Below are 25824 nucleotides of genomic sequence, written 5' to 3'. Positions count from 1 at the left end.
TCGGGTGCGAATCTCCAAGTTGATCATGATCGGCGCGTTTAGCCTGCTCTCAGGGTGTGTTGCAGGTTGGTCTGGCTTCAGTCGACTCAATAACGATGACGCGCGGTATCAGCTATCCTCGCGGCAGGTGTGACCTCGTTCACGGTTGAAGGAGTGGCGTTCGGATGTTGAGCACGATGCAGGACGAGCAGCTGTCGCTGGCTACGCTGTTGCGGTACGCGCAGAGTTTCCACGGCGATGCGACGATCTCGACGTGGACGGGTGAGGGTGTTCGCACCACTACTTATCGGGAAATGGGCGCCGAGGCGGCGCGGCTGGCCAATGCGCTGCGCGCGCTGGACATCGGGGAGGGCGACCGGGTTGCCACCTTCATGTGGAACAACACCGAGCACATGGTCGTCTACGCGGCGGTGCCGGCGATGGGTGCGGTGCTGCACGCGCTGAACATCCGGCTGTTCCCCGAGCAGCTGGTCTACGTGGCCAATCACGCCGAGGATCAGGTGGTGATCGTCGACGGCTCGCTGCTGCCGATGTTCGCCGGGTATCTGCCGCAGCTGCGCACGGTCCGGCACGTCATCGTCGCCAACGGCGATCCGGCCGAACTCACCGCGCCCGACGGCGTCCAGGTGCACTCGTATGCCGAACTCCTTGCCGCACAACCGGATACCTACGACTATCCGATTCTGGACGAACACGCCCCCGCCGGGATGTGTTACACCTCCGGCACCACCGGGGACCCCAAGGGCGTGGTCTACTCGCACCGTTCCAACTGGCTGCACGCCATGCAGGTGATCTCGCCGAACAGCATGGGGTTCAACGACAAGGACACCGTGCTGGCCATCGTGCCGCTGTTCCACGCCAATGCGTGGGGAATGCCGTATGCCGCGATGATGGCCGGGGCGAGCCTGCTGATGCCCGACCGGTTCCTGCAGCCGGGCCCGCTGCTGGAGATGATGGCCGCGGTCCGGCCGACCTTCGCGGCCGCCGTGCCGACCATCTGGGGTGGCGTACTGGCCGCGCTCGACGCGCATCCGCAGGACATCTCGCACCTGCGCTCCTGCGCGGTCGGCGGTTCGGCGTTGCCGCCCTCGATGATGCGCGCGTTCCAGGAGAAGTACGGCGTGAAGCTGCTGCACGCTTGGGGAATGACCGAGACGTCGCCGCTGGGCAGTATCGCCCATCCGCCCAAAGGCGCTGCGGGAGAAGAGGAATGGGCCTACCGCGCCACCCAGGGCCGGTTCCCGGCGTCGGTGCAGGCCCGGATCGTCGCCGATGACGGCAGCGTTCTGCCCAACGACGGAAAGTCGGTGGGCGAGTTGGAGGTTCGCGGCCCGTGGATCGCCGGATCGTATTATTCGCCCGACGGCAGCGAGGTGGACTCGGGCAAATTCGACGACGGCTGGCTGCGCACCGGCGATGTCGGGCACATCAGCCCGAACGGCTATCTGACCCTGGTGGACCGCTCCAAGGACGTGATCAAATCCGGTGGTGAGTGGATCTCCTCGGTGGATCTGGAAAATGCGATGATGGGTCATCCGGCGGTCGCCGAGGCATCGGTGATCGGTGTCCCCGACGAGAAGTGGGACGAGCGACCGCTGGTGGCGATCGTCTTGAAGGAGGGCGCCACGGCCGATCCGGCCGAGCTGCAGGGCTTCCTGGTGGACAAGTTCGCCAAATGGCAGCTGCCCGAGCACTGGACGTTCATCGACGAGATTCCCAAGACGAGCGTGGGTAAGTTCGACAAGAAGCGCCTGCGTGCCAGGTACGCCGATGGGGATCTGAAAGTCGTCACGCTGTAGGGGTATTCATCAAATGACGCTGGGGTTGCTCCGCTCCTTGGGAGTGCGGGCGTGGACCGAGCTGGAGTATGTGCGGTTGTGCGTGGGCAGCGGCGTCGTCGGGTTCGAGACGCCCGCGACGCTGCTGTCCGCGGCTGGCGCGCTGCTGAAGTACGGAGTTCTGCCCGCGGCGCTGAACCTTTCGGCCGCTCGCTACGGCGATCGGACCGCGCTGATCGACGAGCTGGGCGCGCTGAGTTACCGCGAGCTGGACGATCGGTCGAACCGGTTGGCCAATCAGTGGCGCGTTCGCGGCTTGCGCGACGGCGAGGGCGTGGCGATCCTGGCGCGCAATCATCGCGGACTACTGGACGCGGTCTTCGCCGCCGCCAAGTGCGGTGCTCGAATCATCCTGTTGAACACCGATTTCGGCGGACCGCAGTTGCGGGACGTCGCCCGCCGCGAGGGCATGGACCTGCTGGTGTACGACGAGGAGTACGAGTCGATTCTGGGGTCGCTGAGCCCGCGTCGTGGGGCGTACCGCGCGTGGTCGGACACCAGGGATGCCAGCGATCTGGAATCGCTCATCGCCGCGGGCGAGGGCGCCGCGCCACCCGCGCCGGGAACGAATTCGACCATCGTCCTGCTGACCAGCGGCACCACCGGCACGCCCAAGGGTGCGCCGCGCCCGGAACCGCGTTCGCTCGAACCGCTGGGCGCGATTCTGAGCCGGGTGCCGCTGCGCACCCGCGAGGTCGTGGAATGTCCTGCGCCGCTGTTCCATACGTTCGGTTTCGCGATGGCGATGCTGGCCGTCGGATTCGGGTCCACGCTGGTGATCCGGCGGCGTTTCGATGCGACGCGGGTGCTCGAGAGCATGGCCCGGCACCGGGTGACCACACTCGTCGCGGTGCCGGTGATGTTGGCCCGGCTGACCGAACTGGACCCTTCGGCGTTCGCGCGAAAAGACCTGTCCGCCTTGCGGATCATCTTCGTCGCGGGAGCGCAGCTGGGTGCGGATCTGTGCTGCCGGGCGACGGCGATCTTCGGGCCGGTCGTGTACAACCTGTACGGATCCACCGAGGTCGCCTACGCGACCGTCGCCACGCCGCGGGACCTGGCGGCCGAACCCGGTTGCGTGGGCAAACCGCTGCTCGGCGCGGTGGTGAAGATTCTCGACGATTCCGGCCGGGAACTGCCGCGCGGGGAGACCGGACGCATCTTCGTCGGCAATGCCGTTCAGTTCCGGGGCTACACCGGCGGCGGCGGTAAGGAGCGCGTGCGGGGCTTGATGGCCTCCGGCGATGTGGGCCACTTCGATTCCGCGGGAAGGCTTTTCATCGACGGCCGGGACGACGACATGATCGTCTCCGGCGGCGAGAACGTCTTCCCGGTCGAGGTCGAGGAACTGCTCAACGCGCACAGCGACATTCGCGAAGCCGCGGTCATCGGCGTACCCGACGACACGTTCGGCGCACGGCTCAAGGCGTTCGTGGTGATCAGCGACGACGCGCAACTCACCGAGGACGACGTGAAATCCCATGTGCGGGCGAGCCTGGCCCGCTACAAGGTCCCCCGCGAGGTGGTGTTCCTCGCGGAGCTGCCGCGCAACCCCACCGGCAAGGTGCTCAAGCGAGTCCTGCAGCAGCTCTGACGTTTCGTTCATCCGGAGCCCGGTGCGGGCGAGGGACCGCCCGCACCGGAATCAGGTCCGGATCAGCAGTTGCGGAGCTCGGGGCTCTGGTTCAGCAGCTGGGCGCGGGTGGAGATGAAGGTGGTGTAGGTGTCGCCGCCGACCGCGGAGATCGGGAAGGCCGCGACGCGGTGGCAGTTCTGGAAGGCCAGTTTGACGCCGAAGTGCCGTTCGAGGCCGCCGCGGATGGAATCCGACGCCATGGCGCGCAACAGCTGGCCGCGTGCCGTCTCGTCCGGCGGCGGAGTCTGGTTGTCAGCCAATTCCGCTGTGCCGGAACGCAGATCGGCAGCCACGCGACTGACGACTTCGTAGGCGTAGGGCAGCGAGTTGCGGACGCATTCGACGAATTCCTCGTCGGACACTTCACCGCGTTCGGCGCGCTCGAGCAGTGCGGTTGGTACGTCGAGTGACATGACGCTCTCCTCCTGGGATGGCGGATGATGCCCTCCGAGTCTAAACGAAAAACGTTGTCAATAACACTGGATTGGGCGCGAAAGTGCTTTTTCCAGAGCCGCTTTCGCCTCCCCGGAGAGCCGGCGAACCAGATCGCCGGCCGGTTCCCGCCCGGCCAGGGCATGCGCCTGACCTGCCCAGAGGTTTACCGCGTCGGCGTCGCCGGAGGCGCGGGCCGCGGCGCGCAGTGGCCCGGTGGCGTAATGGATTTCGGGATAGGCGACCGGCGCTTCGGGGTGATCGAGCATGAACCGGTTACGCAGTCCGCGGGCGCGACGGCCGGTGAATGCCCGGGTGAGCATCGTCGGAATGTCCAGTGCCAGCGCGTCTCGATGCAGCTGCGGGGTCCCGGCCTCCGGGCAGTTCAGGAAGGCGGTGCCCAGTTGGGCCGCGGCCGCACCGGCGGCGAGGGCCGCGGCCACCCCCGCGCCCGTGGCGATGCCGCCCGCGGCGACGACGGGCAGATCCACGGCGGCGATCAGCAATTGGACCAGTGCGAGGGTGCCGAGCGGGTCGGTGCCGTCGTCCTCGGTGCGGTCGGCGAAGGTGCCGCGGTGTCCGCCCGCTTCGGCTCCCTGCGCCACCAGCACATCGGCCCCTGCCTCGCGGGCGATGCGGGCCTCGGCGACCGAGGTGACCGTCACCCAGGTCTCGGACCCGGCCGCGCGCAGGCGCGCGATCTCCTGTGCCGAGGGGCAGCCGAAGGTGAACGAGACCGCCGGGACCGGGTCGGTAGTGAGCAGGTCCAGCTTCGCGGCCCAATCGTCGTCGTCGAACCGGGCTTCACCGAGGGGATGGTCGCGGCCGACCTCCTCCAGATATCGGGTGTATCGGTCCGCGGGCGTCGGGGTGCCGGGGACGAACAGGTTCACCCCGAACGGTCCGGCGTCCAGGGCGCGGGTGGCGGCGATCCGCTCGGCGGTGGCCGAGGCCGCCAGATATCCGGCGGCCAGGAAACCCAGGCCGCCGGCGCGGGAGACCGCGGCGGTCAGTTCGGGAGTGGACGGCCCACCGGCCATCGGCGCCAGCACGATCGGGGTACGGAGCTCGTCGATGATCACTCTCACAGTGTGGCTCCCCGAGGGCTCCGAGATGCTTGTGATCCCACTCTCACCTGCGTTTATTCCGAGAAAGGTTGCGAAAAGGTCACGACGGAGTACAGTTTTCGTCACACCGATGCCGAATCGTTACCGAAATGCAGGTTTCGACCTTCGGGAGCGTGCCGGCATCGACAACCGAAGTGAATCGACGCTAGGACGCACCTTGCCGCAGCACCGGGAGACATCGAGTTCCGTATCGGTCAGGGATCTGCTCGGGGATGGCGTCGTGAGCCGTTCGGCCCGGCACCGGGCCGAACCACGCCACGAGCGGATGCGGCTTGCCGCCGGCACCGCGGTCGCGACCGGCGCACTGATCGGCGTCACCGCCCAGTTCGCCCAGGCTGCGCCGCTGCCGGGTGTGCACACCGCCAACAGCGCCGACACCATCGCGCTCAAACCCGTTGTCGCGCCGGTCGCCGAGGCCACCGAGGCCACCGAGGCCCCCGCGCGGGTGCCGCTGGAGGCCGCGGCGCCCACCCCGGCAGCCGCACCGGTCGCCGCGACGGCGCCCGCCCCCGCAGCCGCACCCGCACCGTTCGGCTTGCAGAATCTGCCTCCCGAGGTGGCCGGGCCGCTCGCGCAGGCCGAGCAGGTGATCAAGAATCTGCAGCAGCAGGCCGCGCCGCAGACGCAGGCGCAGGCACAGGCCGTCCGCCCGGTCTCCGGTCAGCTCACCTCCGGATACGGTTCGCGTTGGGGCGCATTCCATTACGGCGTCGACTTCGCCGATCCGATCGGCACCCCGATCCGATCCGTGGAGAACGGCACGGTCATCCAGGCCGGACCCGCCTCGGGATTCGGACTGTGGGTGCGGGTGCGGCAGGACGACGGGACCACGGCCGTCTACGGCCACGTCAACCAGATCCTCGTACACGAGGGACAGCGGGTGAACGCCGGCCAGACCATCGCGACGGTCGGCAACCGGGGCGATTCCACCGGCCCGCATCTGCACCTCGAAATCTGGGATCCGTCCGGCCGCAAGGTCGACCCGGCGCCCTATCTGGCCGCCAAAGGGGTCGTATTACAGGCGCAGTCGTGGGGATCGGGCCAGTAGCCGTGGGCGCCGCGGGCCGCACGCGGCCACGGCTCGCCGTCGTCGGGGGTGGTCAGACCGACGTGCACGAATTGTTCGACACCGGCTCCCTCTACGGGCGCACCTACGCCACCCTGGTCCAGCATCCCCGGGCGACGCTGGCCGAATTGGCCGCGCACCTGGAATGCCCGCCGGAACTGGTCCAGGCCGCCCTCGACCGGTTGTGCGAGGTGCAGGCCGCGGTCCGGATCGATGCCGCCGGCCGCACCGTCTGGGACGCGCACGCACCCGAGGCGTTGTCCGAGGCCGAGGCGCGCCGCCGTCAGCAGGACACGGCCCGGATGCATGCCGCCGCGGCGCGGTTGGGCGAGACGTTCCGGTCGGTGCGGCGATCGGGTCGCGGCGACGGCGTCATCGTGCCGATGTACGAAACCCGGGAGATCATCGCGGAATTCGAGGATCTGCACCGCGGCGCACGCAAGAACGTGCGGCTGATCGAACGCGGCCCGTACGTCTGCGACGCCGAACGTTCCGAGCGGCTGTTCGAGCTGAAGTCCGCGCGGCTGGCCGCCGGGGTCCGCTATCAACTGCTGTATCAGGACACCATCTATCAGGATCCGGATCGGTTGCGGCACGCGCTGGCCGTCACCGCGGCGGGGGCGCAGGCGCGCACTCTGCCCGATCCGCCGCTGAAGGTGATCGTCGCCGACGGCGAACGGGCCACCATCGTGTTGCACAACGACGAGCGGCGCGGCGATCCGATGGGTCTGCGGATCGGCCCCTCGCCGACGCTGGACCTGATGATGCGCACCTTCGACGTGCTGTGGTCGCTGTCGGCGCCTATCTCGGTGAATCCGAGTGAGCCCCTGGACGAGCGCGATCGCGCGATCCTGACCCTGATGGGACTGGGCGCTACCGATGACACCATCGCCCGGCGGCTGGGGATGTCGCGGCGCACGGTGGTGCGGCGGACCGCCAGTCTGCTCGAACGGCTCGGTGCGAGCACGCGTTTCCAGGCGGGAGTGCAGGCGATCCGGCGCGGATGGTTGTGAGGACCCGGTACCTCCGTGGCGGCAACGCCGAGATCTACAGCCGTATATGCTTTCTCGGACCGTGCGAGTGAGGTTCGACCTGAGTTCGGCGGTGCGGACCGGCCGACCGCGAGAGGTGACATCGCTCGAATGCATACAGCTCGTCGTACCGCACGGGGAAATCGCCGTCGGCGTTCCGGCAACCCTCTGTTCGGTCAATTGCTCACCGCCGCAGTGGAATCGGCCGCCGATGCGGTGGCGATCCGGGGGTATGCCAGCGGTGATCCGGCCGCTGTGCGCGAGCTGACCTATCGCGAGTTCGACGAGGCGTCCTCGCGGCTGGCCCGGGAGTTGATCGCCCGTGGCATCGGGCCCGGCGATGCGGTGGCCGTGGGCATCGATCGCTCGCTCGAATGGGTGCTGGCGGTCTGGGCGATCGCCAAGGCCGGTGCGGCCTGCGCACCGGTGGACCCGGCCGGCCCGGCCGAACGACTCGCCCGCATTCTCACCGAATCCGGTGCGGCACTTGGCTTGACGACCACCACGTGCCGAGCCGACCTCGGTGACGAGCTGGTATGGCTCGAACTCGACGACGCGCACACCGGCGAGCACATCGACGCCCACGCCGCGCATCCGATCTCCTACACCGACCGGGTGCGCCAGCTCACCGAGCAGCATCCCGCCTTCGTCGTGCACCCGTCCGGTTCGGCCGGTGGCGTCGTGGTCACCCACACCGGCCTGGCCACCGTGGTCAACGCGATGCGCGAACACCTCGGGGTGGACGGCGAATCGCGGGTGGCCCAGCTGGGGGCGCCGGATTCCGGCCTGGCGATGCTGGAGTTGATGCTCACCTTCTCCTCCGGTGCGATGCTGATCGTCGGTCCGCCGGAGGTTTCCGGCGACCGGCTCGCGGATCTGCTGCGGCGCGAGCGGATCACTCATCTGCTCAGTAGCCAGGAGGCGCTCGAATCGGTGGATTCGTCCGGCTTGGACGATCTCGAGGCCGTCGCGGTGATCGGCGACCGGTTCGATGCGGAGCAGATCGGCCGTTGGGTACGTGGCGGGCGCGCGGTGCACACCGCGTACGGACTCCCCGAGGCGACGATTCTGGATACCGTCAGCGGCGTCGTTCAGTCCGGCCAGGCCGCGACGATCGGTGCTCCGATCGCGGGAATCGGTGCGTTCGTGCTGGATTCGCGGTTGCGGCCGGTACCGGTGGGTACGGTCGGCGAGTTGTATCTGTCCGGACCGGTACTCGCGCAAGGGTATTCGGGTCTTCCGGGCGCTACCGCCGGTCGGTTCGTGGCCAGCCCCTTCGGCGCGGAGACCGCGCAGCCCGGCATGCGGCTGTTGCGGACCGGAGATCTGGTGCGGCGCAACGAGTCCGATGGTTCCATCGAATTCGTGTCACGGATGCCCGAGCCGATCTCGGCGATGCGGGGGCCGGTCCCGTCCGTGTTGTTGGAGCAGGCCGTCGCGGAAACCTTCGCCGCCCTGCTGATTCCCGCCGACGCCGGGCAGCGCTCGATCCAGGCCACCGACGACTTCTTCGCCCTGGGCGGCGATTCCCCGCTGGCCGAGGTGGCCGCGGCGCGGATCGGCGCGACGTTGGGACTGTGGGTGCCGGCGCGGTTCGTCTTCGAGGCATCCACGGTGCGGGGCCTGGCCGAACGCATCGGGCGGCACGTGGAGTCGGTGGCCGCACGCGAACTGCGGCCCATGCCCCGTCCGGAGCGGATTCCGCTGTCCTATGTCCAGCAGCGGATCTGGTCGCGCAACCGGTTCGATCCGGCGAGTGCGACCGACAACATCCCGGTGGCGATGCGGCTGCACGGCCCGTTGGACATCGAGGCGCTGCGCCTCGCGGTCCGGGACCTGGTGGGGCGGCACGAGATCCTGCGCACCTTGTTCCCCGAATTCCGCGGTGCCGGTTATCAACTCGTCCTGCCGACAGCCGATCCCCGAGCGACACCGGAGGTCCGGGTCATCCGTGCGGCGGAGAGTGAACTGCTCGGTCTGGTATCCGAAATCGTCGGCGCCGGCTTCGATGTGACCGCCGAACCGCCGCTGCGGCTGCGCGTGCTCTCCGCGAGCGAGACCGACCATGTCCTGGTGTGCGTACTGCATCGCATTGCGGGAGACGGCTTCTCGACCGGGCCGCTGAGCCGTGACCTGATGACCGCCTATCGAGACCGGGCGCAGGGCCAGGCCCCGCGGTGGCCCGCGCTCGAGGTGCAGTACGTCGATTACGCCCTCTGGCAGCGTGAGGTGCTGGGTGCCGAGGACGATCCGGATTCCGTTCCCGCGCAGCAGATCGAATTCTGGCGCGGGGAACTGGCCGGACTGCACGAGCAGGCGGAGCTGCCCGCGGACCAGCCGCGTCCGGCCATCGCCTCGCAGCGCGGCGCGACGCTGGAGTTCGAGATCGACGCGCGAGTGCATGCCGTGCTGAATCGGGTGGCGCACGAGCACGGCGCGACCTTGTTCACGGTGCTGCACGCGATGCTGGCGATCCTGCTGGCACGCTTGTCCGGCACCCGTGACATCGCGATCGCCGCCCCGGTCACCGGACGCGGCGCGGTGGCGCTGGACGAACTCGTCGGAGCCTTCGCCAATATCCTGGTGCTGCGCGCGAATATCGATCCGGGCATCGGATTCGCCGATCTGCTGACCGCGGTGCGTGATTCGGACCTCGCGGCGCTCGGCAACGCCGACGTGCCGTTCGAACAGCTGGCGGAGGAATTGGATCCGGTGCGGTCCGCGGCCCGGCATCCGCTGTGCCAGGTCGCGCTGACCTTGCGCAATAGCGCACGGACCCGTCCGGAACTGCCGGGCCTGACCGTCGACGATATCGAATTCGACACCACGCGAGCCGAATTCGACCTGCAGCTGACCATGTCCGAACGTCTCGGCGAACACGGCGACGCGCAGGGGATGACGGCCCGGTTCACCTATGCCACGGATCTTTTCGAGGATGCGACCGTCCGCGATTTCGCGCATCGTTTCGGCCGGGTGATCGATGCCGTCACCGCCGACGACCGGGTGATCGCCGGCGATATCGACGTGCTGCTGCCGGGTGAGCGCGAACTGGTTCTGCGCGAATGGAATACGCCAGGGACCGTGGTTCCCGCGGTGACGCTGGTGGATCTGATCGCCGAGCGGGCGAACGAGCGTCCCGGCGCGATCGCGATCCGATCCGGTGATACCGCGTTGAGTTTCGGCGAGCTGATGCGGCGGGCGAACCGGGTCGCGCGGGCGTTGATCGGCCATGGTGCGGGGCCGGAGTCGGTGGTGGCCGTGGTGGTCGAGCCCAATGCGGACCTTGCGGTGGCGTTGCTCGGCGTGCTGCTGTCCGGGGCGGGTTACGTTCCGATCGATCCCGACTCGCTGGTCCGGAACGCCACGGCCGCGAGTACGCGGCCCGGTTCCGGGCCGGATCCGCTCGAGTCCGTGCTCGCCGACACCGCGGCGGTCTGCCTGCTGACCACGGCCGAGGTGCGAACTTCGGTGCACGGCAACCAGATTCCGGTCGTCGTCCTGGACGACGTCGAACAGTTCCACGACGCTCCCGTGACCGACGCCGACCGGATTCGCCCGTTGCGGCCGGAGAACACGGCGTATCTGAACTACTCCGCGGGTCCGGGCGGTACGCCCAGGGCTGTGAACATCAGCCACCGCAACGTGGTCGAGCTGTTCGTCAATGCCCGGCCGCTGTTCGATATCGCCGAGACCGACGTGTGGGCACTGTGCCATTCGTACACCGACGACCTGTCGGTGTGGGAGTTGTGGTGTGCGCTGGCGACCGGCGCGGCCGTCGTGGTGGTCGACCGGCCGACCGCGCTGTCACCGGAGTCGTTGCGGGAGTTGCTGGTTCGGGAACAGGTGACGGTGGTACAGCAGACGCCGCCGGAGTTCGACGGGCTGGTCGAGGCCGATCGGGCCGCGAGCGACAGCGAATTGGGCAGCTCGGCCAGGCTCGCGCTGCGCTATCTGGTGCTCGGTGGGGAGGCGCTGAACCCGCAGTCGGTGCGGCGCTGGTACGAGCGGCACATCTCGAATTCCCCTCAGCTGGTGAACATGTACGGAATCGCCGAGAGCACGGTGCACGCGTCGTTCCTCGCGGTGGACGAGCACTGGGCGGACGATCCGGTGAACGCGGTCGGGCGGGCCCTGCCGGGGCTGGCCTGTTACGTGCTGGACGAGCGGTTGCATCCGGCTCCGATGGGTGTGGCCGGGGAGATGTACCTCTCGGGTGGACAGCTGTCCCGCGGTTGTGCCGGTCGGCCCGGACCGACCGCGACGCAGTTCGTGGCCGATCCATTCGGGGAGCCCGGATCCCGGATGTATCGCACGGGTGATGTGGGCCGCTGGATCGGTTTCGGAGGCGAGGCTGTGCTCGAGTATGTCCGGCGTGCCGAGCGGGTTCCGGTGGATGCGCCGCCTCGGACGACGGCGCGGAGCCGCATCGCGCAGCCCGAACCGGACTACACCACAACCGAACTCGCGCCGCTGGATGGCCGTGCGGCGGGTACGGCCGGTCCCGCGTTGGCGCAGGCGCTGGCGGCGATCGTCGAGGACGATCCGGACGGGCCCGCGGTGGTGTCCGGTGCGAGCGCGTTGTCCTTCGCCGAACTCGACGTGCGATCCTCGCGGCTGGCCCGGGTCCTGATCGACCGGGACTGCGGCCCGGGCGTCGGCGTCGCGGTCCGGTTCGACCGCGGGTTCGGCGCGGTGGTGGCCGTCTGGGCGGTGCTGAAAGCCGGTGCGGCAGTGGTGTTCACGGCGGCGAATGCGCCGGAGCCCGAGGTGTCGGTCGGGCTGACCGGCGTCCCGACGTACGGTTCGCACATCGACTGGCTGGTTCCGGCCAATCCGGCGGTGGCCGCCGAGATCGACAGCCGATCGGCTCGTCCGGTGACGTACGCCGACCGCACCCGTGCGCTGCGGGGTGGAGATCCGGCATTCGTCACCGCGGATACCGTTCTCGATTACGACGAATTGGCCGCGGCCGTGGATCGATTGCGCTCGGGCACCGAATTGGATATCGAATCGCGCACTTTTCATCTGGGGGCTCCGCAGTCTCCGGCGGCATTACTGGAAATTGTGGCGGCCGGTGCGGCGGGCGCGGCACTGGTATTGCCGCCGCCGAATCCGGACGAAGCGGTCGACGCCACGGTGCTTGCCGCGGAATGGGTGACGCATCTGTTCACCGACGCGGCTGGGCTCGCGCGGCTGGATCCGGCGCCGCTGGCGGATTTGCGGGCCGTCGTTCTGGACAATGGCGCGGCGCCGGCCGAGGGCTTCGGCGTCGTGCGGACGTTCATGGTGCTCGACGAGTTGATCCGGTGAATTCCGGCCCACCGGGTGACCATCGGGCCTTCGTACTCCACAATGGTCTGGTTCCGCGGGCGGCCACCCTCCGCCTCGGAATATCCGCACGACGGTGATATCGGCCGCTGTCGTGTTCGATCGATCGAGGGTGGCGTCCCCAGCGGCGCATGAGCAACAACAGGCAGGGTGTGAGGCAACGTGCTTCGGGTGTTCGGACGGCGCAACATGATCCGGCAGGGGATTCCGGCATGAGCCGCCCGAGTCGCCACCGGTCTGCCCGCAGCCGCCGGACGCGCGTGGTCACCCTGCCTCAGCTGATGTCGACCGCGGTCGAGGCCGATCCGGACGGCACCGCGATCGTCCTCGCCGATGCGGCCGGTACGCTCGCGGAGCTGACCTATGCCGAGCTGGACGAGCGTTCCACGCGTCTGGCGCGGCTGCTGATCGCCCGCGGTATCGGTCCCGAAGACCTGGTCGCCGTGGCTTTTCCGCGTTCGCTCGAGGCGGTGATCGCGCTCTGGGCGGTTGCCAAATCGGGCGCGGGATTCGTTCCGATCGATCCGGACGATCCGGCCCAGCGCATCGCGCACATCGTCGTGGATTCCGGCGTGGTGCTGGGCCTGACCGTGGCCGCGACCCGCGCGGCACTGCCCGGCACGACGCCCTGGCTGGCCGTCGACACCGCCGCGATCGCCGTGGAGCTGGAGGAATTCGACGCCGATCCGGTCACCTACGCCGACCGCTTGCGGCCGCTGCGCGCCGAACATCCCGCCTACGTGGTGTACACCGTCGACGCGATCGGCGCACCGCACGGCGTCATGGTGACGCAGGCCGGACTGTCGGTGCTGTCCGATGCGCAGCGGACGCGTTATCAAGCCGACGGCGATTCGCGGACGCTGGCCTTCGCGGCTCCCTCGGACGATGCGTCGGTGCTGGAACTGCTGCTCGCCGTCGGCGGGGCGGCGACGATGGTGGTGGCGGCGCCGTCCGTGCGCGGCGCCGGCGAACTGGCTCCGCTGCTGTTGCGCGAGGACGTCACGCACGCGTACCTGCCGCCCGAGGCCCTGGCGGCCATGGATCCGGCCGGACTGGACGAATTGCGCGTGGTGATCTGCGCGGGCCGGTCGTATCCGCCGGAACTGGTGGACCGCTGGACGCAGCCGATCGGCGCGGGTCCGTTCGGCGCGGCCGTGCGCCGTTTCCTGCACGGATACGGGTCGGCGGAGACCACCGTCCTGACTAATATCGGCACGCCGAATTCGCCGGCGGAGGCATCCGGGATCGGCGCGCCGAATCCCGGGATCACCGAATATGTGCTGGACGAGCGGCTTTCGGTGGTGCCCGACGGGGAAACCGGTGAGCTGTACATCGCCGGTGCGCAGCTGGCGCGCGGATATCTGCGGCGTCCGGCGCGGACCGCCGCGTATTTCGTGGCGAATCCGTTTCTCGGCGGACCCGAGGGCGCGGGTCTGTCCGCCGCCGATTCGCGGCTGTTCCGGACCGGGGACCGGGTGCGTCGTTCGGCCGACGGCTCCATCGAGTACATCGGCCCCGCCACTGCAGTGGTGACCGCCGGTCTCATGCCCGGGGTGCGGGATGGGCTCGATCGGGCGCCGGTCGAGGGGGTGTCCGGCGCGGGTGCCGATGCCGGCCGGGCGAGCGTCGACCCGCGTCCGGCTTCCGGGCAGGAGGCGGCCGATCGGCCTTCGGCCGTGCGGGATTCGGCGGTCGGTGCGGGTTCGTGGGACAGCGCGCGGGGTGGCGATCGCACCGCGGGCGCGGCATCGGTCGAGAACGCGTCCGGTGCGTCGAGGATCGATGGGCCGTTCGCGGATGCGCCCGCCGGGTGGGGTTCGGGGTCGCGGTCGGCGGATGCGGATCGGCGTGAAAAGGCTGTTACCGGGGCGGATTCGCTCGAGTTGGGGCGGGACCGTTCGTTCGCCGAGCCGGATTCGTCCGGCGAACGGCGTTCGGACGCGTGGTCCGCGGATGGTCCGGGCGACGTCGGTGCCGATTCGGTTGTGAGCGGGGCCGACGCATCGGTCGCGGCGGCGCGTGGCAGCGATTCCGTGGCGCCGGAGGACGCGGACGCGAACCGGCGGCAGGCGGCTGGGGGTACTGCGCCGGATTCCGTCGATGCCGATGCCTCGGTGGGAAGTGATCGGTCGTTCGCTGTCGAGGATTCGATCGGTGTGCGGGAATCGGCGGACAGTGCCGGTGCGGCCGGCGATCGGGCTTCGGAGCCCGACAGTGTGGGCGCGTTGCCCGATTCGGGCGCACGGCCCGAGCCGATTCCGTTGACGGCGATGCCGCGGCCGTCGACGACCGTGGAGTTCGAGGACACGGTGCTGCCGGGGGTGCCGTTGTCGGCGGCGCAGGAGCGGATGTGGGCGATCAATCGCTCGAATCCGGCGACTTCGGCGCACAACGTGTGTTTCGCCGTGCGGATCAGCGGGCGGATGCGGGTGGAGGCGCTACAGGTCGCGGTGGTCGACGTCATCGAGCGGCACGAGATGCTGCGGACGGTCTATCCGCAGTCGGACGGGACCGGATATCAGGTCGTGCTGCCGCTGGACCGGGTGCTCGCGGATCTGACGCCGGAGCCGCTGCGGGAATCCGAGATCGAGGGCTGGCTGGGCGATTACGCACGCCTTGCCTTCGACGTGACCGCCGAGATCCCGGTTCGGATCGGCGTCGCCCAGATCGCCGAGGACGAGCACGTGGTGGTCGTCGTGGCGCACCGCATCGCCGCGGACGAGGCCAGTGTGACGCCGTTTCTGCGCGATCTCGCGGTGGCTCTGCTGGGTCGGCGCAATCGAGCCAAGCCGTCGTGGGCGCCGCTGCCGTTGCAGTATGCCGACTACGCGCTGTGGCAGCGCTCGGTGCTCGGCGATGCGACCCGGCCGGGTTCGCCCGCGGCGCGGGAGATCGCTTACTGGCGAAGAGCTTTGGCCGGTATCACGGACGGGCCGAGTCTGCCCGCGGACCGGCCGCGGCTCGCGACGCCGTCCGGACGCGGTGCGGTGTACGCCTTCTCGGTGGATCGCGAGGTTCAGGCCGCACTCCTGGAACTCGCCCGCACCGCGGGCGGCACGCTGTTCACCGCCCTGCACGCGGGATTCGCCGCGCTGATCGGGCGGCTGTCGGGTGCGAGCGACGTCGTCGTGGGCACCTCGGTTCCGGGCCGCGATGCGCGTGAACTCGACAGTGCCATCGGCCTTTTCGAGAATCCGGTGGTCCTGCGCACCCGGGTCGATCCGACCATGTCCTTCGCCGATCTGCTGGCGGCGGTGACGCGGCACGACCTTGCCGCGTTCGAACACGCCGAGTTGCCGTTCGGGCTGTTGGCCGAGGCGCTGGGCGCGGGGGCCACGCGAGCGTACCCATCGTGGTTGCGGGTCGCGCTGACGGTTCGCCAGGAGCGTTCCGCGCAACTGGATCTGCCCGGATTGTCCGCTACGGCAGTCGAATTCGACGGCGGTGGGGCGGAATTCGACTTGCGGCTGGACGTGTTCCCGCGCACGCGGGACGGTGTGCCCGACGGGTTGTCGGCCTCGTTCTGCTATGCCACCGACCTGTTCGACGAGATCACCGTGGCCGGATTCGCCGACCGCCTGGTCCTGTTGCTGGAGGCGGTCACGGCCGATCCGCGTCGTCCGGTCGGCGATGTGGAGTTGCTGCAACCCGACGAGCGGATGCGGATCCTCGGCGACTGGAACAACACCCGGTACGCGGTCGAGCCCGGACTGCTGCTGGACGGCTATCGGCGTGCGGTGCGGGAGCATCCGGACGCGATCGCGGTCTCCAGCGCCGACCTGGAACTCACCTACGCCGAGTTCGATACGCGGGTGAATCAGCTTGCCCGCCTGCTGATTTCGCGCGGGGTCGGGCCCGAGACCACGGTGGTGCTCGCGATCGCGCCCTCGCTGGATCTGTTGATCGGCATGTACGCGATCGTGACCGCGGGTGGGGCATACGCACCGGTGGATCCGGACCATCCGGCCGAGCGGATCGGGTACATCCTCGAGACGGTGCGGCCGGTGTGCGTGGTCACCACCGTCGCGGATTCGGTTCCGGTGCCGCACGATACGCAGAGCCTGCGGTTGGACACGATGGATCTGAGCGGATTCGATCCGAGTCCGGTGCGGGCCGAGGAACTGACGCGCCCGCTGCGTCCCGGCCATCCCGCCTATGTCATGTTCACCTCGGGATCGACCGGGCGGCCCAAGGGCGTGGTCGTCTCGCACGCGGCCATCGACCACCAGCTCGCCTGGATGCTCGCGGCCTACCCGCTGGCGAGCGATGATGTGTACCTGCAGAAGACACCGCCGACCTACGACGCCTCGCTGTGGGGATACTTCCTGCCGTTGCGGGCGGGGGCGCGGCTGCGGCTCGCCGCGCCGGACCGTTCCGATCCACTGTATCTCGCGGAATCCATTATCGCGCACGGCGTTACGGTCACCGACTTCGTGCCCTCGCAGCTCGCGGCATTCGCGGACCGCACCGCGCCCGGAATCTGCCCGACGCTGCGGGAGATCTTCGTGATCGGCGAAGTGCTGCCGGCCCGGACGGTCGCGGCGTTCGCGCGGATCAGCGATGCGCGGGTGCACAACCTGTACGGTCCGACCGAGGCCACGGTCTCGGTGACGTACTGGCCAGCCGCCGGCGCGGACGGGATGAACGTCCCGATCGGGTTGCCGCAGTGGAACACTCGGGTCTACGTGTTGGACGACCGGCTGCGCCCGGTGCCGGTGGGCGTTCCGGGCGAGTTGTATCTGGCGGGTGCGGCACTGGCCCGCGGCTACGCGAATCGGCCCGGCCACACCGCGGATCGATTCGTGGCCGATCCGTTCTCGGAGCAGGATGCCGGGGGGCGGATGTACCGCACCGGCGACCTGGTCGTCTGGCGCGAGGGTTCGGGCGAACTGCCCGCGCGGCTGGATTTCCTGGGCCGCACCGATTTTCAGATCAATATCGGTGGTCGTCGGATCGAACCCGGCGAGATCGAAACCGCTCTGCTAGCGCAATCCTCGGTCGGAGACGCGGTGGTGGTGGCGCGGGACGACCGGCTCGTCGCCTATGTCGCACCGCGTCCGAACAAACGGATCGTGACCGAACGGGTGGCCGCCTCGCTGGCGGAAGTCCTTCCGGAGGAACTCATTCCGGACGTCGTGGTCCCCATGGACGCGCTACCGCGCACGGCCGCGGGCAAACTCGACCGTGGTGCGCTGCCGGACCCCGCACTCGGCGTCGCGACCTCGTCCTCGCTGAAGGTCGTCCGCGTCGGCACACCCGCACCCCGCACGCCCGAACCCGCGTCGCCGCCCCCGGTACGGAAGGAGACCGACCCCGCGGCGGAGACGGGTTGGCTGTCCAAGCAGTGGAAGCTGGACCCGCTGTCGGGGTCGGACACGCCGGTGGAACCGGAGCCGGAGCCCGAGTCCCGAATCGAACTTCCGCGCCGGTCGACAGCTGAGCCCGGCCGACCGGGCGATGCCGATCAGTCCGCTGCTGGTTCGGATTCGGAGGTGTCTGCGGAGCCGGAGTCGGGGGTGATGCTGCCGCGGCGGTCGCGGGCCGAGGCGCGGCGGCGGGATGATGCCGAGACGGATTCCGGTGCGCAGTCGGCGTCGGTGGAGTCTCGGGCGGGGGTGGGACTTTCGGGTCGGTCGGAGGACGAGTCTCGTAGTGGTGCTGATGCCGATGAGTTCGGTTCCGCCGCGGGATCGGAGGCGTTTGCGGAGCCCGAGTCGCGGGTGATGCTGCCGCAGCGCTCGCGGGGCGAGGCGCGGCGGCGGGATGATGCCGAAGAGTCCGGCTCGGCTCCGGGTTCGGGCTCGTCGGAGTCCGAGTCCGGGATGGGACTTCCGCGTCGGTCGCGGGGCGCCGCCGGCCGGCAGGTCGATGACGGCGTGGCCGAAGCTGCTGCGCAACAGACTGCGGCGCAGGGTGATTCGACCTCCGATTCGGGGGACGCGGGACGGTCCGCGAGGTCGCATGCCGGATGGTCGCCGCGGTTGGTGCCCTCGGAGGAGAACGGCGCGGCGGAAGATGCTCGGGCGGAAGCTGATTCGTCGTCGCGTTCGGAGCCCGTTCGTCTGCCGCGTCGTGCGGCGGGGTGGTCGCCGCGGGTGGTGTCGTCGCAGGAGTCCGGTGCGGGGGATGAAGGCGTTTCGGAGTCCGATTCGTCGTCGCGTTCGGAGCACGTTCGTCTGCCGCGTCGTGCGGCCGGATGGTCGCCGCGCGCGTCGTCCTCGGCGACCCGCGGAGCGCAGGACGACGGTGCTGCGGAGCCCGCGCCCGACGAGTCGGCGGCAGAGGCGAAGCTGGATTCGCTGCAGCCGGGGTCCGGGTTGTCGTCGCTGCGGGCGGGCTTCGACCGTGGATTGCGTTCGGGCGCAGGATGGTCGGATGAGGCCGAGTCGTCGTCGGTGCCGAGTGCGGAGCAGACCGCGGAATCGCCGGAGCGGCCGGGCCTTCCGCTGCGGCGACCCCGCGACGAGGCGGATTCGGACCAGGAGTCGCTGTCGGACAACGGTTCTCAGGCGGAGTCTCGGACGATGCTGTTGCCTCGCTGGTCGGTGCCGCAGGAGTCGGAGGCGCCTGCCGCCGGTGCGGCTCGGGCGGATGTCGAGCCGGTGCCGTTGTCACCCACGCAGGAGTGGCTGTGGGCCTTCGGCCGGGACGAACAGGGCGGGCATGTCCCGGCGGCGTTCCATCTGCCGTTCGCGTTGCGGTTGGCGGGAAGTCTGGATGTCGAATCACTGGGTGCCGCGCTGGACGACGTGATCGCTCGGCACGAGGTGCTGCGCACGGTGTATCCGCCTGCGCGAGAACCGGATTCGGGCGCCGTGCAGCGGATCCTGGCTGCCGTGCCGCGTCCGCCGCTGACGACACGGCGGATCGCGCGCGCCGACATTCCGGCGGCGGTGCGAGAACTCGCGGCCGCGCCGATCGACGTGACCGCCGAACCGCCGCTGCGGGTGCAGTTGTTCGAGATCACCGATCTGGCACCGGGTTCGCGCCGCGAGCACGTGCTGGCCATGGTGGTGCATCGCATCGCCGCGGACAGCTCCGCGCTGGGCCCGATCGTGGCCGATCTGATGGTGGCCTATGCGGCGCGGACCGCGAATCATCCGCCGCGATGGGCGCCGCTGTCGGCGCAGTACGCGGACTACGTCCGCTGGCAGCAGTCCATGCTCGGTGCCGAATCCGATCCGGAATCGGTCGCCGCCCGGCAGATCGCCTACTGGCGCGGTGAACTCGCGGGGCTGCCCGACGTGCTCGACCTGCCCGGAGCCCGCCCGCGCCCGGAAGTCGCGTCGATGGTCGGTGCGTGGACCGGCGTCCACATCGATGCCGACACCCACACCGCGCTACTGGAACTCGCGCACACCCATGCGACGACCCTGTTCACCGTCGTGGAGACCGCCGTGGCGGCGTTCCTGGCCCGCCTGTCGAACGGTGACGACATCGCGATCGGCGCTCCGGCCCCGGGACGCGCCGCGGGTGAGTTCGAGGATCTGATCGGCTCGTTCGGCAACACGGTGGTGCTGCGCACACGACTGAATTCCGCGGAGTCCTTCAGCGACTTGCTGATTCGTCAGCGGGACAGTCAGGAACAGGCCTTCGCACACGCGGACCTGCCGTTCGCGAGTCTCGTGGAGGCGCTGGGCATCCGCCCGTCCACCGCCCGCAATCCGCTGTACCAGGTGGGTGTTTCGGTGCAGGCGCCCGCACGCACGACGGTGGAACTGCCCGGCCTGACGGTCGAGAATCTCGATACCGAACTCGAGGTCGCACCGGTTGACCTGAACCTGACCGTCACCGAGACCTACGACTCCGACGGCAATCCGTCCGGCATCGACGGCAGGATCACCTACGCCACAGACCTTTTCGACCAGAGCGCGGCAGAGAGCCTGGCCACCGGCCTCACCGGCCTGCTGACCACCCTCGTCGCCGACCCCACCCGGCCCCTGGGCGCCATCGGAATAGGTGGCCTCGACGCGGTCGGCGAATCCGACGCCCCGGCACCGGCACACGCCTCCGAAAATGCCGCCGCCCAAGCGGAGCATCGGGATGCCGAGCCCGCCGATCGAGCCGATGCTCTTCCGCCCCTGGCTCAGCGTCGCGGAACCCGCGGCGCGGCACCTGAAACGAATGTCGCGAGTGCCACTGCGAGTGGGGATTTCGCTGGTCGCGGGGATTCGGGACGTGCGAGTGACTCCGCTCGCGTGGATGCCTACTCGGAGCATCGGGATGCCGAGCCCGCCGATCGAGCCGATGCTCTTCCGCCTCTGGCTCAGCGTCGCGCAACTCGGGGCGCGGCACCGGAGTCCGCGGCAGCGAATGCTGCTTCCGATGCCGGGCAAGCGGTTCGCGGGGATTCGAACGACGCGAGCGTGGATGCGCGGTGGGGCCGGGATTCCGACGCGGCCTCGGACGAACACGGCGACGGGACGACCCTGGTGTCGCTGTTCGAGGACGCGGCGGAGGCCGAACCCGACCGGGTGGGAATCATTTCCGCCTCGGCGGAGAATGCCGGTGGGCCGGCGGAATTCGCCCTCGGCGAGCTGGACGCCTGGGCGAACCGGTTGGCGCGGTATCTGATCTCGCTCGGTGTCGGCCGGGGATCGGTTGTGGCGCTGGCTGTTCGGCGCTCGGTCGATCTCGGCGTCGCCGTCTACGCGGTGGCCAAGGCCGGTGGTGCGTCGCTGCCCATCGATCCGGAGGGAGATGCGGACCGCAATCGGGAGATCCTCGCGGGGGCCGGGCCGGTCTGCGTGTTGGCCGATGCGGAATATCCGTTCGTGGCCTCGAATCGCCCTGGCGGTGACGGGAGTTTCGACGCGCCGACCGAACTGCTCACCCCGATCGGGCGCACGCCCGCGCATCGGCCCGCCGCGGGCGGACAGCCGATGGTCGTCCGGGTCGACAGGCTGAATCTGGACGGTATCCCGACCCATCGGCTCGCCGATGCGGAGCGAATCGAACCGCTGCGGGCGAACCATCCGGCGTGGATCATCCAGTCCGCGGGTGCCGATCGCGCGGTCGTCTCGCACGCCGGCGCCGTGGGGCAATTGACCGGCAGTGCAACCGAATTCGGGCTGGACGCCGAGGGCCGGGCCCGGTTGGCGACTGCCGCGACGGCAGATCTTTCGGTGTGGGAATTCTGGACGGTCGCGGTGGGCACCCCGGTTCAGCTCGGTGAGCAGGCCGCCCGGCCGCGCACCATCCCGGAACTCATGACCTCGGCCGTGGCCGCGAACCCGAACGGTGCGGCGGTGGTGTTCCGGGGCCGCAGCTTCACCTACACCCAGCTCGATCGCGCCTCATCCAAGCTGGCGCGGCGGCTCATTCAGCTCGGTGCGGGCCCGGAGAAGCCGGTGGCCGTGGCGATTCCGCGCTCGCTGGAGGCGCTGGTGACGCTGTGGTCGGTCGCCAAGACCGGCGCGGCGGTGGTGCCGGTCGAGCCGAGCCTGCCCGGTGATCGGATCACCGATCTGGTGTCGGATTCCGGTGCGGTCCTGGGCGTGACGGTTCGCGCCGTGGTCGCGGGGCTGCCGCAGATCGACGGCGAATGGCTGGTGCTGGACCATCCGAATTTCGCCGCCGAGGTGGATGCGCAAGCAGGCGAGCCGGTTTCGGATTCGGAGCGGATCACCTCCCTGCTTCCGGACGACGGCGCGTACGTCCTGTACGGCTCCGCCGACGTCGATCACAGCCAGGGCATCGTGGTTGCCCACGAAGATCTGGCCGATCTGGCCGAACAGGCGAATCACTATCGGCTGCATCATGATTCACGGGTCCTCGCACTCGCCGCGCCGTCGTCGGACGAGGCGGTGCTCGAGCTGGTCCTGGCCCTGGGGGCGGCGGCGGCACTGGTCGTGGCCCCCGCGACCATCGGCGGCGGCCCGGAACTGGCGCGACTGATCCGCTCCGAACGGGTGACGCACGCCTTCCTGCCCGAGGCGGCGCTGCGGACGGTGGACCCCGCCTCGCTGGACGGTGTCGAGGTCGTGGTGACCGATCGCGCCGTGGCCGGGGAGGAGCACGCACCGGAGGTCGACTACTCGGGTCAGGCGGGCTACCAGGACCAGGACGGGTACTCGGCACCGGGCGGATACACCGAACAGCGGGCCTACGCCGAACAGGCCGACTATGCGGAACACGTCGATTATCCCGCGCAAGCGGAACCGGCGGGACAATCCGGCTACTCCGAACAGGACGGTTATCCGGAAGAATCCGGGTACGCCGATTACCCCGAACAGCCGGAGTCCGTCCGAGACCCGGAGTACGCCGAAGACGTGGAGTACGCCGAACAGCCGGAACACCCCGAGCGTCCCGGATACCTGCCCGAGGCCGAGTACTCGCGTTCGGAGCAGACGACGGATCCGGAGCAGGCCGAACACGCCGGATACTCCGAGCCTCACCTACCACCCGAGCGTCCCATGACGCCCGCGGAACGAATCATCGCGGAGGCTCGCGCGAGCGCCCCGCCCCCGGAGGAATTCGACAGCGCCACAGTATTGTCCGCGCCGATGCAGCCCCGGCGGGCGCTGCCGAACCGTGCCGCTGCCGCGCTCCCGCAACGGGACGCACCCGAAGCCGTGCCGGCCGAACCGGAGGCGCAGATCGAGGCGGCGAGCCGGCGATCCGAGCCGGACGAGCCCGGCACACTCCCGCTGTCCCCGCGAGCGGTGCGCCTGTTGGAGGTCGACCCCTCCGGCCGCCAGAGCCGCGCCATCGCCCTGGACGTTCCGGCCGGCGTGCCCACGGAGAGCATCCGCACCGCCGTGCGGACGATCATGCGGCGGCATCCGCTGCTCTCGGCTCGCCTCGCCGTCCCGGGACGATCCGGTGACGACTCGTTGCGTGCCTGGTCGCCCGTCTTCGCGGGGTCGGCACACGAGGCTCGGCTGGTACTGGCGCAGACACCGCCCGAGTTGTCCCCGCGCCGGTTCGCCCACTCCGAGGGCGCCGCGGAGATGGCGGTGCGCACGCTGGCCGTCGAGCTGGATCCCGGTCAGGGCCGCAATATCGGCTTCGGGCTGATCGATCCGCCGGAATCGGCCGAGCCGCAGGATGATTCACGAACCCTCGTGATCGCCGCCAATGGTCTGGTGGTGGACGACGTCTCGTGGCGGATCATCATCGACGAACTGTCCCGGGCCTGGTCGGACGGCCACACCGAACTCGCCGACCCCGCACAGGCCGCACCCGCCGCAGTCGCGCACGCGCTGTCGCGGCGCGCCGCCGACGGTGCGGTGCGCGGCGAGGTCTCCTGGTGGCGGCGCGCACTGGCCGACCTGCCCGCCGAAAGTCCGCTCGACGGTGTGGATCTCACTGCCCGCGGCCGGGTTTCGCTGGTGATCACCGCGGAGGGCGCGGCGGCGGTGTCCGCGGTGGCGGCCTCGTATCACACCGATGTGGAAGACGTTCTGCTGACGGCACTGGCCCTGGCGATGATGCCGGACACCCGCGCGGCCGAGATGCTCGGTCCGGTGGTGCAGTTGACCGTGGACGGCCGGTCGATCGCGGGCGGTGAATCCGCCGGTGCGGTAGGCGGATTCACCGCAACCTACCCGATGGCGCCGAATGTCGGCGGCATCGATCTGGACGAGGCCCTGGGCGGCGGCGCTGCGGCGGGTGCGGCCATCTCCCGGGTGAAGGAGCAGCGGCGCGCGGTTCCCGCGGGCGGCGCGCAATACGGTCTGCTGCGTTATCTCGATCCGGCGACCGCGACCGAGATGGCCGCACTCGCGCACGGCCGCATCGCATTCCGCTATCGCGACCTGAGGCCCGCGCGTCCCTATCCGGACACTCCGGCGGCCGACCTGTTCCTGGATCTCACCGTGGACGCCACCGAGGAGGGCTTTCGCGCCCGATTCGACTACGCCTCGGCGGTTCTGGAGGCGGACGAGGTCAAAGAACTTGCCGGGCACTGGGTTCGATCGCTCGGTGGCCTGGCCGAGCACGGAACCCGGCCGGAGGCAGGCGGTTTCACCCCTTCGGACTTCCCGATGGTGCCGCTGACCCAGGACGATATCGACCGGCTCCAGCATGCGAACCCCGATCTCGCCGAGGTCTGGCCGGTCTCACCCGGACAGGCGGGTCTGCTGGCGACCGCGCACCGGACCGGTGGTGCGCAATTCGCCGTCGACCTGCGCGGCCCGCTGGACGACCGGCGACTGCGCCTGGCCGCACAGGCCGTGCTCGACCGGCACGACGGTTTGCGCGTGGCCTTCGGCGAATGGGCGGGCGGCCCGGTTCAGGTGATTTCCGATCCGGTCGACATCGCCTGGCGGACGGTCGATTTCACCGATCTCGCGCCCGCCGACGCGCGGGTGGAGGTGGAGCGGTATCAGGCCGCGGACCGGCTCGCGCCGTTCGATCCGCACAGCGCGCCGCTGATCCGTTTCGTACTGCTGAAGTCGGCGGGCACCACCCATCGGATCCTGCTCACCGCGCATCCGCTGCTGCTCGACGATCGATCGTTGCGCCTGGTGATGCGTGATCTGCTGACCGTGTACGCCCGTGGCCCGCGCTCGCGGCAGTTGCCCGACGTGTATCCGTATCGCGCCTACCCGACGTGGCTGGCCGCCCAGAACGGCCCCGCGGCCAGGGCGGTCTGGCGGGAGGCGTTGTCCGGATATCGCGCACCGGCATTGCTCGGCCACGCCGAAGGGACCGAAATCGCCTCCGCCACAGCGGAAGTCGGCGTCGAACTGCTGCCCGCCGATGCGGTGGAGCTGAGCGGTCTGGCCACCCGCCTGGGCGTGACGGTGCAGATGGTGGTGCAGGCGGCCTGGGGCCTGCTGCTCGCGCGATTCGCCGATCGCGACGACGTGGTGTTCGGCGTGTGCGCGCCCGGACGTTCCCCGCAGGTGCCGCACGTCGACAGCCTGGTGGGCCGGTTCGGCGGCATCGTCCCCGTGCGGGTGCGGCCGGAACCGCAGGAGTCCCTGGAGGAGCTGCTGCTGCGGATCCGGGCGGAGTGGTCGGCCCGCCCCGGCTACTACTGCCCGAGTCAGGCCGATATGGCCCGGTCGCTCGGAGTGGACCGGTTGCTGGATTCGGTGGTGATGTTCCGGGACGACGCGGCCGACCTGGCCGAACTGTCCGGAATCATCGACGGCATCCGGATCGCCGAGGTCGATTCCGCGCCCGCGTTCGCCGATCGGGTCGCGGTGGCGGTGGTGCTGAACGGCCCCATCCGCCTCTCGCTGCGCTACCTGACCGAGGAGGTCAGCGAATCTGTGGCGAACGTGCTGTCCTATGGGCTGGCGTCGGCGATTCGGCAGATCGCGGCAGCACCGCACACCCTGATCGCCGATCTGGATCTGCATATCGAGCATGCGCCGAGCGATGCCGGGGTCGGCCGATAATGTCCGGTTACCTC

General features: G+C 69.6%; 8 protein-coding genes. 6 read left to right on the top strand and 2 right to left on the bottom strand.

Features of this window, described 5'->3' with window-relative positions:
- Window positions 1-164: 164 nt before the first annotated feature.
- Together AC5WS7_RS29945 and AC5WS7_RS29940 are read left to right on the top strand one after the other, a co-directional pair.
- Window positions 165-1799 carry a long-chain fatty acid--CoA ligase gene (locus tag AC5WS7_RS29945; protein WP_495957947.1) on the top strand — a complete coding sequence of 545 codons (1635 nt, stop codon included), beginning with the start codon at window positions 165-167 and terminating at the stop codon, window positions 1797-1799.
- A gap of 13 nt (window positions 1800-1812) precedes the next feature.
- Complete coding sequence (locus AC5WS7_RS29940; protein ID WP_495957946.1) at window positions 1813-3432, top strand: AMP-binding protein; 1620 nt, start codon at window positions 1813-1815, stop codon at window positions 3430-3432.
- A gap of 62 nt (window positions 3433-3494) precedes the next feature.
- Here AC5WS7_RS29940 and AC5WS7_RS29935 read toward each other — a convergent pair whose 3' ends face one another.
- Together AC5WS7_RS29935 and AC5WS7_RS29930 are read right to left on the bottom strand one after the other, a co-directional pair.
- Window positions 3495-3887: an SCO5389 family protein gene (locus AC5WS7_RS29935; protein WP_495957945.1), complete on the bottom strand. Its 393-nt coding sequence runs from the start codon at window positions 3885-3887 to the stop codon at window positions 3495-3497.
- 57 nt (window positions 3888-3944) lie between these two features.
- The gene (locus AC5WS7_RS29930) at window positions 3945-4988 is read right to left on the bottom strand and encodes a nitronate monooxygenase (RefSeq protein ID WP_495957944.1); all 1044 of its coding nucleotides are present in this window, start codon (window positions 4986-4988) and stop codon (window positions 3945-3947) included.
- 265 nt (window positions 4989-5253) lie between these two features.
- Between AC5WS7_RS29930 and AC5WS7_RS29925 the strand changes: the two genes are divergently transcribed.
- From AC5WS7_RS29925 to AC5WS7_RS29910, 4 genes are all read left to right on the top strand, one after another.
- Entirely contained in the window at window positions 5254-6081 is an 828-nt protein-coding gene (locus tag AC5WS7_RS29925; protein ID WP_495957943.1) for a M23 family metallopeptidase, read from the top strand.
- Window positions 6063-7112 carry a helix-turn-helix transcriptional regulator gene (locus AC5WS7_RS29920; RefSeq protein WP_495957942.1) on the top strand — a complete coding sequence of 350 codons (1050 nt, stop codon included), beginning with the start codon at window positions 6063-6065 and terminating at the stop codon, window positions 7110-7112. Before AC5WS7_RS29925 ends, AC5WS7_RS29920 begins: the two co-directional genes overlap by 19 nt.
- A gap of 198 nt (window positions 7113-7310) precedes the next feature.
- Window positions 7311-12440 carry an AMP-binding protein gene (locus tag AC5WS7_RS29915; RefSeq protein ID WP_495957941.1) on the top strand — a complete coding sequence of 1710 codons (5130 nt, stop codon included), beginning with the start codon at window positions 7311-7313 and terminating at the stop codon, window positions 12438-12440.
- Between the two features lie 230 nt (window positions 12441-12670).
- Window positions 12671-25810 (top strand): amino acid adenylation domain-containing protein, encoded by a 13140-nt coding sequence (locus AC5WS7_RS29910; protein WP_495957940.1) that lies wholly within the window; start codon window positions 12671-12673, stop codon window positions 25808-25810.
- Window positions 25811-25824: the final 14 nt, after the last annotated feature.

It is taken from the genome of Nocardia sp. PLKS1-43 (assembly GCF_059510335.1).
The sequence above is the reverse complement of the archived record's forward strand: the minus strand, read 5'-3'. Positions and strand labels throughout refer to the sequence as shown.

What these genes read in the sequence shown, in the direction of transcription:
- AC5WS7_RS29935 (WP_495957945.1), bottom strand. Translation starts at nt 3,887, where the DNA reads ATGTCACTCGACGTACCAACCGCACTGCTCGAGCGCGCCGAACGCGGT.
- AC5WS7_RS29910 (WP_495957940.1), top strand. Translation starts at nt 12,671, where the DNA reads ATGAGCCGCCCGAGTCGCCACCGGTCTGCCCGCAGCCGCCGGACGCGC.
- AC5WS7_RS29945 (WP_495957947.1), top strand. Translation starts at nt 165, where the DNA reads ATGTTGAGCACGATGCAGGACGAGCAGCTGTCGCTGGCTACGCTGTTG.
- AC5WS7_RS29940 (WP_495957946.1), top strand. Translation starts at nt 1,813, where the DNA reads ATGACGCTGGGGTTGCTCCGCTCCTTGGGAGTGCGGGCGTGGACCGAG.